The organism is Pedobacter miscanthi (genome assembly GCF_032678605.1).
Classification (GTDB): Bacteria; Bacteroidota; Bacteroidia; order Sphingobacteriales; family Sphingobacteriaceae; genus Pedobacter; species Pedobacter miscanthi_A.
Genome location: NZ_JAVTSU010000022.1, coordinates 71455 through 85824, shown reverse-complemented (window position 1 = coordinate 85824; position 14370 = coordinate 71455). Strand labels below are relative to the sequence as shown.

The following is a 14370-nucleotide window of genomic DNA, read 5'->3' as shown; positions in this document are numbered from 1 at the left end:
ATAAAAAAGTATTTAACAAACTATTTACCAAGCAATAATAAAATTTTATTGCATAAACACGCAGAAACGCGCAACATATAGAAAATCTAAAAATCTTTTATACATTCGTTTTAAAACCAAACATCTACTATGCTGAAAAAAGAACGCCACGACTTCATCATGCGACAGATTAACCTGCACAACCGTGTATTAACCTCTGATCTGGTGCAATTACTCAATGTTTCTGAAGATACCATCAGAAGGGATTTGCAAGAGCTTGTAGATGAAAACCTGCTCTATAAGGTACATGGAGGTGCCTTATCTAAGTCGTACCACAGTTCTTTTGATGACAGTACGGTTTATGCGAGAGAGAGTAAAATTGCCATCGGGAAAAAAGCCGTTCAGCTGATCAAAGATGGCATGGTGGTTTTAACGGGAGGCGGAACTACCATTTTAGAGTTTGTTAAACTACTTCCGCAAGGTTTATCGGCTACTTTTTTTACCATTAGCCCTTTGGTTGCAGTAGAGCTGGCCAAATACAATAACATAGAAGTAATTTTGATCGGCGGTTTGTTCTCTAAAAACTCACAGGTTACCTACGGCGGACAGGTAATTACCCAACTATCGGAAATAAAAGCCGATTTATGTTTAATGGGAACCAGTGCCATCCATCCCGATGAAGGTTTAACGGATACTTACTGGGAAATTAACCAGCTTAAAAAAGCCATGCTGGCTTGTGCAAAAAGAACGGCTGTACTTTGCATTTCCGAAAAACTGGATATTGCCCTAAGGTTAAGGGTTTGCCCGATAGAAAGCATTAGCTACCTGATTACAGAGCTGGATTTAGGTCACGAATCGCTTTCGCGCTACCGCGAAAAGGAGCTGAATATTTTATAAAAAAGGTCCCGATGAAAATCGGGACCTTTTTTATAATCTGCTAAAAAGCAGGATCAGCAGGCGTGTTGGTATTGTTATCCCGTTCCTGGAAAGGGTAAGGGAAAAAATTCCGTTTGCGATCGGTTAAAGGCTGATTAAACCTTCTCATGTCTTCGAGTTTTAAGCCCGACATAAACAACTCAATGCAACGGTGTTTGTAAATCAAATTTAAAAGCTGCTGTTGGCTATAAGCACCTGTTAAAGCAGTTAAGCCTGCTCCCATACCATAATTGGCATCGAGTGCATTCCCAGTTGCCGGCCGCGTTACAACCTTGTTTAACTCAGTTAAAGATGATGCCAGATCAGGGGTAGCCTGCCGGGCATAAGCTTCAGCTTTAATTAAAGTGATTTCACCTGGAAGATAAACCGGAACCGGGGCTAAACTGGTTGCACCAAAACCATTGATACGCACTGTACCGCTTATTGCCGTATAAAAAGGAATCCTTGTATCGCCTGCATCCGGGATATTAGCACCTGTTTGTCCTAAATTTATATTTTTAGGTTGAATTACATTATTAGTAGAAGTAGCTACATCAAAAATGGGATTGAGATTTTGCGCATCGTATGTGAGCGACGATCTTTTGGTTAAATCTACAGCATTGGCGCTAGTTAAAGCCAGGGTATAATTACCAACAAATAAGGCATAACGTGCTTTTAATGCATTTAACGTATTCGGAATATCTACCCCTGCTGGAATGTTATTCAAAAACGAAGCATTAATTGGATTTGCTGCTATTAAGGCCAAAGCATTATCAATGGTTGCAATAGCTTTGTTATAACCTTCTATCCTGGTTATAAAAGTTACGCTCTGCCCCGTTCCGGCCGGAACTTTCTCCCAAAATTCGGCCAAATTACCCAATGCTAAAGCTTTAAAAATACTGGCATGTGCAATTAAGCCCGAGGCCAAACTTTTATCAGCAAGTTTGGCAGCATTGTTAATTACGTTATCTGCATCGAAAATGATCTTATTCGAACTGGTCCAAACATTAAGTAAAACCGAATTTGTACCATCTACCAGCACCCCACCTGTCATTAACCGGTCTTCATTGGTATTTCCTGTATTAATAGAAATCAGTTCGTTAGTGGTAATGCCATTTACGGTAATTGCGGCATAGAGCAGCCCTGCCCGCGTTGTGGAGAAATTTTTCTGCAGGCCCACCGTAATTCCGGTTAAACCTCTTGCAGAAAGGAGTACATCCTCGGATACAGCTCCGTTAGGATTTAGGTATTCTTTTTTGCAAGCAACCAGCGAAACAGCCATTGCAAAGAAAAATGTGTAGCGAATATATTTTGATCTTGAATTTTTCATCTTAACATAATTTATTTTTTCAATGAATTAGAACTTAGCTTGTAAACCAAAAGAAAAGGTACGTGGAATAGGAACCGATCCAAAATCGATGTTCCTTAAAATAGTAGATTGTCCACCTGCATTTAACTCCGGATCGTAGCCCTTATAATTATCCCACGAAATCAGGTTTCTACCACTAATATTTACTGTAAGGTCCTTTACAAACTTCACCTTACCAATATTATAGCTTAAAGAAATCTCTCTCAGTTTTACGAAAGAACCATCGTCAATACGCCATTCTTCAACATTGTAGGCTCCGGCAACATAACCACGGGGCAACTGACCTAAATACTCGGCCTCGGCTACTTTACCATTACCTACACCCTGGCGGGTTCTCCAATCGGCATTCCAAACATCTCCTCCTTGTACAGCATCTAACTGGATGTGCAGGCTTAATTTTTTATAAGTAAAATCGTTTACAAACGATCCGGTATAATCAGGGTTTGGGTCACCAAGAACCTTACGTAAAGGATCTCCCGTAGGCAATCCATTCGCATCGCGCAGTACAGCATAGTCAGTAGGCGACTTTTGAACCCCTCTTTCTGTTAATGGAATTCCCTGTGCATTAGTTAATAAACTTCCGTCAGCCTTTCTGGCAAAAAAAGTTCCGTAAAAAACACCAACCGGATAACCATCTGTTATAGAAACCGGTGCACCTGCATTGGTATTGATTAAACGTTGCGCACCAGATCCGATAATTTTGTTCCGGTTTCTATTGTAAATTACAGTAGTGGTCCAGGTAAAATCTTTCGTTTTTACCGGCACTCCTGTTAACATCAGCTCAACCCCTTTGTTTTTAAGTGATCCGCCGATATTATCCAGCAGGCTGGAATACCCGGTAGTTGGTGCTATTACCACGTTCAGCAACAGATCCTTAACACTTTTGTTGTACCAGCTAAAAGTTAAACCCAAACGGTTGTTAAAAAACGACATATCAGTACCTACTTCTAACTCTTTCTGACGCTCTGGCTTAACATCGGTATTGGCAAGCGTGCTGCTGGATGCCAGCGATGTTTTGCTATTTAATGCACTAGGTGAATACACATTAAAACGATCGTAAGCACCAATCCCCGTTAAATTACCCGATTCGCCGTAAGCAGCCCTGATTTTAAATGCATTCCACCATGAAGACACGCCAAAATCCTTCCAGTAATTAGCAGACGATAATACATAACTTACATTTGCTTTGGGATAAAACTGCGTTCTGTTGCTTTCGCCAAAAACAGTCGACTGATCGACCCTGATTGCTCCGGTTACAAAAAGGTGATCTTTGTATTTAAAATTTTGTTGCAGGTATGCCCCGCTGATCGAGAATTCAGAGCGGTTATCGTTATTAAGCAACACCGTACTCGCTCCATTAACCGTTTGGATAAGTGGTGCAAGCCCCCTGCCATTGATTAAACTGAATAAATCTTTCTGATATTGATAAGATCCGCCCAATTGCGTTGTAGAACCTAAAAGATCAGATATTTTTGCATCATAGGTAAAATTTAATTCGTTATTAAACAATGTGGTTGTTGCATTACCCGCACTGGCATAACCATTTAATGATGGATCTAAATTTGCTCCGCCACCATAAAAAGCGGTGCTTACATTATAGGTAAAGGGCGGAATAAATGTTGTTCCGTTCTGGATAGAATTATCAACCCCCATGGTATAATCGATCGTCAGGTTTTTTACCGGATTAAGTTTTAAACCTAAATTGGCAATAATGCGGTTGGTAAATTCACGTTGTTGAATATCTTCAATAACCGATACCGGATTTACACGTCCACGCTCACCAACTGCCTGTAAATTACCAAGGATGTCTCTTGCAAAAATATCGTGAAAATTGCCGATAATGGTTACCGAGTTCATTGGCGAGAAGAACGAATTTCCATCAGGTTTTTCATTAGCATCACTGTGCACATAGTTAAAACCAGCTGTCATTTTAGCCCAGTTATTAATTTTCTGATCCAGATTTGCCCTAAAGTTCATTCTTTTGAAATCTGTATTTTTAATAATGCCCTGATTAGAAAAATAACCCGCGGAGGTATAAAACTTGGTATTATCATTTCCGCCAGAAACAGAAACGGAATTATCTGTACCTACTCCGGTGTGAAAGATATAATCCTGATAATTATACCTGGTAACCGGAATTTTTGTTGTTTGTAAAACAGGATCGGTATTAGGAATAAGTACAACAGTTTGAATGATATCCTGAGTAACAGAATTAGCATTTAGTCCAAACCTAACAGGCGCCTGGTTTACGTCAATCTGCTTACGAAGCTCGCTAATGGTTAAACTTGTACTAAAGCTCACCTGAGGCTCACCACTTTTACCCCTTTTGGTAAAAATCTGGATAACACCGGCATTTGCCCTCGAACCGTAAATTGCTGCAGCCGCAGCACCGTTTAAAACCTCGATATGATCAATATCGGATGGACTAATGTCGACCATCCTATTCTGTCCGATATTTCCAATCTGAACACCATTATTAATATTATCGTAATTACCCGAGGTGTTGGTTACCCTCGTAGTTGAATTGTTTACAATTACACCATCAATAATGTAAAGTGGTTCTGATGATGAATTAACAGAGCTTACCCCTCTTAAACGGACAGAAATTCCACCAGCCGGGTCTCCAGAATTTTGGCTGATCTGTGCCCCTGGCGTTTTGCCTTGTAAAGATGCTAAGGCATTTCCACTGGGCGCTTTATTTAAATCATCGCCTTTAACCGTGCTTACATAACTACCGAGTTGCTTTCTGGTTGTTCCCTGAGAAGTACCGGTAACAATAACCTCATCCAGGCCAACGGCATCGCCGCCAAGTGCGCTGTTTGCCTGAACGGTTGCATTATCACCAAGCGTTACCGATTCAACACTTGATTTATACCCGATAAAAGAAATCTGGAGTTGGTATTTGCCCGGGGCTAAATCAACCGAAAAGGTATAAGTTCCGTTAGAACTTGTACTGGTTACGAGATTTGTATTCAGGATTTTTACAACAGCGCCCGGAACCGGGCTATTGTTTGCAGCATCAGTCACTTTGCCGCTAATGGTATAGCGTTTGTTCTGTGCCTGAACCGTTTCTGTAAACAGAAGCAGCAGAAATGGGATCAACAAAATTGCAAAAAATCCTGTTGACCATTTTAGGTAACTTTTTTCCATAAAATTTGGTTTTGTGTTAGATGATTAGTGTTAAAACAAATTTAACAAAATACCGCACAAAGAATGTTGAAAGCTTAGGATGTTGAAAAGTTCGGAGGTTATATCGTTAAAAGTTGAAAGGCTGTATGTTGAAAAGTTAATCCGGACTCAAGACTATAGACTCACAGCCCCAAACTCCAAACTTACTCCGGTAGGCTAATCTTCCCCATACAAACCGAAGGTACACCTTTACGATCGCCAAAGTTGATCGGTTTGCCACAAAGTGTTTCATTGGCCAGTACCGCAAATAAAACGGCCTCCTTAGCATCAGGATTGATGTTTAAATCATCAGTGGTTAGAAAATTACAAAAAGGCAATTTTTTTTGAAGAAGTGTTACCAGTAATGGATTATGCATTCCACCCCCACTCATAAAAACCTGCGCATGGGCATCTACCCCAAAACAGCGCTTTATGGCATTGGCGATGGTTTCTGCCGAAAAATGGCATAAAGTGGCCATTACGTTTTCCTTGCTGATATTTGTTGTTGAAGACGTTTCCTGGGCTTCTGTTAAATATTCCAGGTTAAATAGTTCCGGACCTGTGGTTTTGGGAAAATCCAGACCAAAAAAACCACAATCCAGCAAAGCGGATAAAAGCTGAGGATTTAATTCACCCCTTAAGGCTACAGCTGCATTTTTATCATAAAACTGATTGAAATGTTTTTGCATATACTGATCCATTAAGGTATTACCCGGACCAACATCTGTTGAAAAAACTGCACCGGCATCCATATTTCCCGGCAGGTAAGTAAAATTTGCAATTCCACCAATATTCAGCATTACGCGGTCTTCACCTGCTTTCGAAAACATCAGGTAATCGCCATAAACAGCTAAAGGAGCCCCTTCACCACCCGCGGCTAAATGTTTTTGCCTGAAATCAGAAAGGGTAATAATCCCTGTTTTTATGGCAATATGATCTCCATCACCGATCTGTAATGTTCCGTTAGGATAATCGGCCAGCTGATGCAATGATTTTGGGGCATGAAAAATCGTCTGTCCATGGCTCGCAATAAAATCAACAGATTCATTTTTAATATCCCACTCGGCCAAAGTTTCATTAATGAGTATTGCATGTGTATTGGCAATATGTTCATTCATCAGGCAAACCAACTGTAAATCGACCTCCTTTTTAGAAAAAACAGCTTTAATTTTTGCCCTGAAATCATCGGTATATTCACCTGTTTTAAATTTAAGGATCTGAATGTTGGTATCCGCACCGCTTTCACTAACCGAACAAAGTGCAATATCCAGTCCATCCATCGAAGTTCCACTCATTAAACCGATAATTAAGCGTTCGGGTTTTGCGGCTTTGCTATACAACTTTTGAATTTGTGCGTTCATATTGATTTGTATCTTAAAAAGATCAAACGTTTGTCTGCCCCTTTAATCGAATTTTATGTAAATACTTCCAATAAAAGTAAATATCATTTATTACAAATCGGGCATAACTGCCTATATTTACTGCTCCGTACAATTAAAATCCATATAAAAAACATGGCTAGATTAAATTTACTGGAGGAGACACGTTTCGAAAAACTACCCGTAAGCGTGTTCGAAAATCCAAAAATTGCTTCCATTAATGTAGCACACCGCATCGCCGGGCTCATTAAAACAAAACAAGCAAACAACGCACCTGCAGTACTGGGCTTAGCAACAGGTGTTACCCCAATTGCCGTTTATGCCGAACTGGTTAGACTGCATAAAGAAGAGGGTTTAAGTTTTAAAAACGTAATTACTTTTAACCTGGATGAATACTATCCAATGGCACCTACGGCCGTACAGAGTTACGTTACCTTTATGAACGAAAACCTTTTCGATCATATCGACATTGACAAGAACAACGTTCACATTCCTGACGGGACACTTGCATTGGAGGAGATTCCGGCTTTCTGTTTGGAATATGAAAAGAAAATCGGTGATCTTGGCGGACTTGATATCCAGATCCTGGGTATTGGACGTACCGGGCACATCGGGTTTAATGAGCCGGGTTCGGCCCCAAACTCGGGTACCCGTTTGGTTACTTTAGATGACCTTACCCGCCGTGATGCTGCACGCGATTTCGGTGGAAAAAGCTTTGTACCTACCAAAGCCATTACCATGGGTATTGGTACCATTTTTAAAGCAAGGGAAATTATATTAATGGCCTGGAGCCGCAAAAAAGCTTCGATTATTAAAAAAGCCGTTGAAGGTGAAATTTCTGGCGATGTGCCGGCAACCTTCCTCCAGCTTTCTGACCATGTAGAGTTTATTCTTGATGCCCCTGCCGCTTCTGAACTGACCCGTTTTGATACGCCATGGTTGGTAAAAGATTGTGTTTGGACAGATGCACTAATCCGCAAAGCGGTAATATGGCTGGCCAACACCCTTAAAAAACCGATCTTAAAATTAACAGAAGACGATTATAACAACAATGGTATGGCGCAACTGGCTACCGAAAAAGGGCCGGTTTATAACATCAATATCCATATCTTTAATAAACTACAGCATACCATTACAGGCTGGCCGGGTGGTAAACCAAATGCAGATGATTCGCAACGTCCGGAAAGGGCCGAGCCTGCAAAAAAACGGGTAATTATTTTCTCACCACATCCTGATGATGATGTGATCTCAATGGGTGGTACTTTTATTCGCCTGGTTGATCAGAAACATGATGTACACGTAGCTTACCAAACTTCGGGAAATACAGCGGTTTGGGATGATGATGCGCTTCGTTTTGTAGAGTTCAATGTAGATTTTACAGAGAAAATGGGAATGGATAATACCCACCTGAAAGATCTTTATAACAACATGAGGACTTTTATAGCGCACAAAAAACCAAACCAGGTAGATACGCCGGAAATCCAGACGGTTAAGGGGCTGATCAGAAAAGGTGAAGCCATTGCCGGAGCACGTTATTGCGGTTTGGAAGATGATCATATCCATTTTCAGGCGCTTCCTTTTTACGAAAGTGGTAAAGTTCAGAAAAACCCGGTAACAGATGCCGATATCGAACTTACGATAGAGTTATTGCAAAAAGTTAAACCACATCAGGTTTATGCTGCCGGCGATTTTGAAGATCCGCATGGCACGCACATTGTTTGTTTCAACATTATTCTTGCTGCATTAAAACGCCTGCGCAAAACAGAAGCCTGGGCTCAGGATTGCTGGTTGTGGATGTACCGTGGTGCGTGGTATGAGTTTGAAACCCATGAAATCGAAATGGCCGTTCCAATTTCCCCAAAAGAACTTGAGCGCAAAAAATATGCAATCTTTAAACACCAAAGCCAGAAAGACAGAGCAGTTTTCCCTGGTGATGATGCAAGAGAATTCTGGCAACGTGCCGAAGATCGCAACCGCGATACGGCAAAAGCTTATGATGAACTAGGCCTTGCAGAGTATGAAGCCATGGAAGCTTTTGTACGCTGGAAGTTTGAAGACTAGATTTTTCCACCTGCGAAGTCTCCAAGGCCAAAAGCCGGCAGGACTTCGCAGGTTTTTAAGTTAATTTAACTTTCGAAGCCCTCGCAATATATTTTCTTAACAATTTTTCTCTACTGGCTGGTGTCACACCAACCTAATCCAGGTCTAGTCCAAAATCTCCTTTTTTTTTTGGAAAACAAGGTATATGGTGCTTCGGTTCCGGTAGCCCTGCCCTTTGCTTAATCCCGGTAAAAAACGATCAAACAATCACGCTTAGATCGGGATAACGCTGTCGGTCAGGCTTATTAAACTTAAGGTCGTTGTTATGATCATCAAGATTTAGTGAAGTTCTCCGTGTTTTCTGAGTCTTCGTGGTAAAAAACAAACTCATTCCTTACGAGTTGTAAAATTTGGCTTTCATAAGGCCATTTATCGCCCCCTACATTTCCTCCTCAACACGGTATTTATTTCTCTTTCTAAAAACAATACTCTAAATTAGTTAGCTGAACCAAACCACCTCACCATGACCGAACCCAAACAACGATTGTTATCCCTTGATTTTTTTAGGGGACTAACCGTAGCTGCAATGATTTTAGTAAACAATCCTGGCAGTTGGGGCCATATTTACGCACCTTTAGAACATGCCGAGTGGAATGGCTGTACCCCTACCGACCTTATTTTCCCATTTTTTTTATGGATTGTTGGCGTATCAATCGCTTTTGCGATGAGCAGCAGTAAAGCTGATCCCGCTACACATCAAAAAACAATTATCAAAGCCGTTAAACGTGGGATTATACTTTATCTGCTCGGTTTTTTTCTAGCCATTTTTGGCAAAATTATCAGCGCCATTATGGACGATAAATCTATTTGGGAAGCTTTTCAAACGGTAAGGTTACTAGGGGTATTACAAAGAATAGGTATCGTTTTTATCTTCAGCAGTATTATTTTTATTAAAGTTTCTACCAAAGCCATATTTAGAACACTAATTGTAATCCTTGCGGTTTACTGGGCATTAATGACGTTCATTCCGGTTCCGGGAGTAGGTTATCCCAATATGGAAAAAGAAACCAATCTGGCCGCATGGATCGACCGTGGCATTTTAACTGAAGCACATACCTGGGCCTCTTCAAAAACCTGGGACCCGGAAGGCATTTTAAGCACATTACCTGCAATTGGAACCTGTTTGTTTGGTATTTTAGTTGGTGTTTGGATGCGCAGAAAAGATGTCGATAACCCAACCAAAGTCGCCTGGCTCTTTACTACCGGCATTACAGCGGTTATTTTAGGCTTATTATGGGATTTACAGTTCCCGATCAACAAAGCCCTTTGGACAAGCTCTTACGTGTTATACGCCGGCGGACTAGCCTCTATCGGATTGGCACTTTGTTATTGGATAATCGACGTTCAGGGTTATAAAAAATTTACCACTCCTTTTGTCGTATATGGGGTAAACGCCATCACCGTATTCTTTTTGGCAGGTTTAGCTCCACGGGTACTTAACCTTATCCAGCTTACCAAGCCCGACGGCACCAAAACCGGTTTACTGGTGAGGTTTTATGAAACCTGTTACACCCCCTTTTTCAGTCCGATAAATGCCTCTCTGGTTTGGGCCATTACTTATGTCCTGGGATTTTATGTCCTGTTATATTTCATGTATAAAAAGAACATTATTATTAAGGTTTAGTAATTTTACCTGTTATTTTAATGATTTACCTGACTAATTGAAAAAGAAAACCACCATATACGATATCGCGAATGCACTAAACATTACGGTATCAACTGTTTCGAGGGCATTAAGTGGCTTTCCTGCTATAAGCGATGCTACCAGAAGTGCAGTAGTAGAAATGGCGAAAAAGCTAAACTATAGCCCGAATAAACTTGCTTCTGCTTTAAAATCAGGAAAAACACAAATTATCGGGGTAATAGTGCCTAGTGTACAAGCACATTTTTTTGCATCCATTATCCATTGTATAGAAGATGGGCTGAAAGATAGCGGCTATCGGGTAATTATCTATCAATCAAACGAATCTGTAGAAAATGAAATTAACGGGGTAAAAACATTACTTGAAGCCCAGGTAGATGGTATAATGGCCTCACTTTCATTAGAAACAAAAGACGTTTCTCACTTTGCCGAAATTATTGAACAAAACAAGCCTCTTATCCTCTTCGACCGTGTAAATACTGACTTAAAAGTACCCACCATTACCCTTGATGATTTTAATGCAGGTTACATTGCTACCAAACATTTAATTGATAAAGGCTTTAAAAAAATCGCCTTTGTTACTACAGCCCATCAGGTTAAAATTTTTAACGATCGTTTGGAAGGCTACAAATCGGCACTTGCAGATCATAAACTCCCGGTTATACCCGAGCATTTAATTTTAGGAGGATTATCCATAAAAGATGGCCGTTTTGGTGCAGGTAAACTGATGCGCAACAATAAACCTGATGCCATTATAGCAGGAGATGATTTTACCGCTTTAGGCGTAATCCAAAAACTTAAAGAAGTTGGCGAAACACCCCCAGAAATTGGCGTAATCGGCTTTGCCAACGAGGCTTTTTCTGCTTACATTACGCCCAGCTTATCAACCATCGATCAGCATGCTCCTCAAATGGGTAAAGCGTGTGCTAAAATGTTCCTAAAAATGATCAGCCAGGAAAATCCCTACGCCAAAATGGAGCACATTGTACTTAACCCAAGCCTGATAGAAAGAGAATCGACTGATAAAAAAGGGTAAAATGAGGCGACGTCATCTCGACTGAAACGCAGTGGAATGGAGAGATCTATCAAGGCAGATTTCTCGACTACGCTGCGCTCCGCTCGAAATGACGGCCTCTGAGGGTAGTAAACCCGAAGTTCTTCTATTCTTTTGCCAAAGGCACTTCTATGCCAACAGGTCCGCTAGGTTCACTTTCATTTTTTAAGCGATCGAGAGCCGTTACCAGATAACTGTAGCGCTTTCCACTTTCCACACTCGTATCAATAAACGAAAGGTAATCTTCAAAGCTTATTTTGATGATGTATTTAGGGTCGAGCACCGAAATTTTCTCTCCTTCGCTAAACCGGTATATAACAAAGCCCGAAGCAGTTTCGCCATCTTTTGCCTTTAAAGGAAGTTGCCATTTTAAATGTACTCCATCTTTTAAAGCATCGGCCGTTAAGGCTTGCGGTTCGTTAGGCGGTACTTCATCCAGCCAGGGCATTTGCGGCGGCAAAGCCGGATATTTATACAAATCGTTTTTTAATGAATCGCCAACGGCCTTTGCAACGGTGCTTAATGATTTTGAACTGAAAAATACACTGCCCTGAATCCTGTTATTATCCCTGAGGTACCTGATCTGGTTCGGAATTTCGCTTGGGTTTTTCCAGGCGGCTTCTGCCCTTGAGTTTACCAGGTAAGCCCCCTGCCCAATATATACGTGCCTGCCAAAAGTATTGTTACTCCACCAGTCAACCAAAACACCGTAAGGCGCCACCCTTCTGGTAAACGTAAAATAAATCTGTGGATTGATATAATCAACCCATCCTTCCCTCACCCATTTACGGCTATCGGCAAAAAGCTCGGCATAATTAGATAAGCCACTGGTGGCAGAACCTTCGGGATCTTCATATTTATTCTTCCAGATGCCAAACGGACTGATTCCAAATTTTACCCACTTTTTATAATGATGGATGCTATCATCAAGTTCTTTAATCAGCAAATCAACATTATTTCGGCGCCAATCTTTAATATCCGAGAAATTATTGGGGTATTTATAAAAAGTATTACCATCGTTAATGGTTTGTCCTTCTACCTTATAAGGATAAAAATAATCGTCGAAATGGATTCCATCTACATCATATCCCTTTACCACATCTAAAATTACCTGCACAATGTATTCCCTTACTTCCGGAATGCCCGGATCAAACTGTTTTTTGCCTCCATAGGTAAAAAACCAATCGGGGTGTTTGCGGTAAGCATGATCTTCACTAAGTACTGCAGAGCTGCTCATGCTTGCCCTGTACGGGTTAAACCAGGCATGCAGCTCCATACCCCTAAAATGAGCTTCTTTAATGGCAAAGGCCAATGGATCATAACCTGGTGCAGGAGCTAAACCCTGCTTACCCATTAACCATTGACTCCATGGCTCGCGCGATTTTGCATAAAAAGCATCGGCAGCAGGCCTAACCTGTAAAATAATGGCATTCATGCCCTGGCTTTTATGCCTTTCCAAAATCCCGATCAGCTCCTGTTTTTGCTGATCAACACTTAAACCCGGTTTAGATGGCCAGTCGATATTGGTAACAGTGGCGACCCAAACGCCTCTAAACTCCCTTTTTGGTGCAATTTTTGATAAAGGTTGTGCATTTAATATATATGGTACTACAGTTAAAGATAAAAGTGCGTATAGGAAGTTTTTAAGCATTATTTCTGTCTTATTTTTTATTCGGGATGTGTATTTGTGTTAATTTGAATACAAATGAACATTAGCAATTAAACGATTTTTTTTAAAAACTCTTATAAGTTTATTAAAAATTTTAATTTGCGCCCTGCTAAATTAATTGTGTACCCCCATTTACCTATGGAAGAACAAAAGTATATTAATTTAAAGAAGATACAGCGTTATTAAAATGGAACCACAAAAGATTAATAAGGGTGACAGAAACAAAATTTACTTCCTGGTCATCGTTATAGCGGCTTTAATCGGCACAAATGCTTACCTGTTTTTTAAAGATCGAAAGCAGAGCGAAAGATTTGTTACCGTTAGCACAGAAAAGGACAAGCTTCGGCTTGAGGTAGAAAAGATTGAGGTTGAGCTGGATAAGGTGAATGCTTTAAACTTAGACCTGAATGATAAACTTGTTGAAGAACAGAAACTGGCCCGGGTTAAAATTGAAGAACTTAAAACTGCTTTAGAAAAAGCCCAGATTACGCAGGGCGAGCTGGATAAAGCCAATGCGCAGATCAATGAGCTGAAAACATTTGTAAAAAATTACAACGACCAGATTATCCAGTTACAAAAGGACAATATCTTTTTAAAAAATAGTCGCGATAGTTTACAAAACACCCTTCGAAACATTAGCAGCAAAGCGGCTAACTTGGAGAATGAAAACTCCAACCTCAATGCGAAGGTTAAAACCGCAGCTGCCTTAAAGCTTCAAACGGCTGAAATTATTGCCTTCAGAACAAAATCGAGCGGCAAAAAAGTGGAAGTAACCAAATCATCTACAGCAGAGAAACTGAGTGTCCGTTTTACCATTATCCCAAACCAACTGGCAGAAAAAGGACATCACAACATCTATTTAAGGGTGTTTGATCCGGCGGGGAACCTGTTGGCCGATGAGGGTAATCGTTTTGAGGCCGACGGACAGGACATGCAATACAGTCATTCTATCTTTATCAATTACAATAACGATGACAGCACTTATGTTATCGATTGGGCAAACCCTAAGCCTTTTATTAAAGGTATCTACACCGTAATTTTATATGCTGATGGCAATACCATGGGCAAGGCTCAGGTAGAACTGAGGTAAAATTA

At 40.6% G+C, this 14370-nt stretch carries 9 protein-coding genes; 5 read left to right on the top strand and 4 right to left on the bottom strand.

Going from position 1 to position 14370, the window contains the following annotated elements; translation table 11 throughout:
• Positions 1-129 precede the first annotated feature (129 nt).
• Positions 130-876: a DeoR/GlpR family DNA-binding transcription regulator gene (locus tag R2R28_RS25000; protein WP_316828383.1), complete on the top strand. Its 747-nt coding sequence runs from the start codon at positions 130-132 to the stop codon at positions 874-876.
• A 40-nt stretch (positions 877-916) separates the two neighbouring features.
• On the opposite strand, the gene R2R28_RS24995 is transcribed toward R2R28_RS25000, so the two are convergent.
• The 3 genes from R2R28_RS24995 to R2R28_RS24985 all read right to left on the bottom strand — a co-directional run bounded on the left by R2R28_RS24995 (position 917) and on the right by R2R28_RS24985 (position 6792).
• Positions 917-2224: a RagB/SusD family nutrient uptake outer membrane protein gene (locus tag R2R28_RS24995; protein WP_316828382.1), complete on the bottom strand. Its 1308-nt coding sequence runs from the start codon at positions 2222-2224 to the stop codon at positions 917-919.
• Positions 2225-2251: 27 nt separating this feature from the next.
• Positions 2252-5413, bottom strand: a complete 3162-nt coding sequence (locus tag R2R28_RS24990; RefSeq protein ID WP_316828381.1) for a SusC/RagA family TonB-linked outer membrane protein — start codon at positions 5411-5413, stop codon at positions 2252-2254.
• Positions 5414-5595: 182 nt separating this feature from the next.
• Positions 5596-6792, bottom strand: a complete 1197-nt coding sequence (locus tag R2R28_RS24985) for an anhydro-N-acetylmuramic acid kinase (RefSeq protein ID WP_316828380.1) — start codon at positions 6790-6792, stop codon at positions 5596-5598.
• 153 nt (positions 6793-6945) lie between these two features.
• Here R2R28_RS24985 and nagB point away from each other — a divergent pair, with 153 nt between their 5' ends.
• From nagB to R2R28_RS24970, 3 genes are all read left to right on the top strand, one after another.
• Positions 6946-8871 carry a glucosamine-6-phosphate deaminase gene (nagB, locus tag R2R28_RS24980; RefSeq protein ID WP_316828379.1) on the top strand — a complete coding sequence of 642 codons (1926 nt, stop codon included), beginning with the start codon at positions 6946-6948 and terminating at the stop codon, positions 8869-8871.
• 502 nt (positions 8872-9373) lie between these two features.
• Positions 9374-10534, top strand: a complete 1161-nt coding sequence (locus R2R28_RS24975; protein WP_316828378.1) for a DUF5009 domain-containing protein — start codon at positions 9374-9376, stop codon at positions 10532-10534.
• A 37-nt stretch (positions 10535-10571) separates the two neighbouring features.
• A complete protein-coding gene (locus R2R28_RS24970; protein ID WP_316828377.1) occupies positions 10572-11588 on the top strand; it encodes a LacI family DNA-binding transcriptional regulator in 1017 nt (338 codons plus the stop codon).
• Positions 11589-11712: 124 nt separating this feature from the next.
• On the opposite strand, the gene R2R28_RS24965 is transcribed toward R2R28_RS24970, so the two are convergent.
• Complete coding sequence (locus R2R28_RS24965) at positions 11713-13257, bottom strand: glycoside hydrolase family 10 protein (RefSeq protein ID WP_316828376.1); 1545 nt, start codon at positions 13255-13257, stop codon at positions 11713-11715.
• A gap of 205 nt (positions 13258-13462) precedes the next feature.
• On the opposite strand from R2R28_RS24965, the gene R2R28_RS24960 reads away from it, so the two are divergent.
• Positions 13463-14365 (top strand): hypothetical protein, encoded by a 903-nt coding sequence (locus tag R2R28_RS24960; protein ID WP_316828375.1) that lies wholly within the window; start codon positions 13463-13465, stop codon positions 14363-14365.
• Positions 14366-14370: the final 5 nt, after the last annotated feature.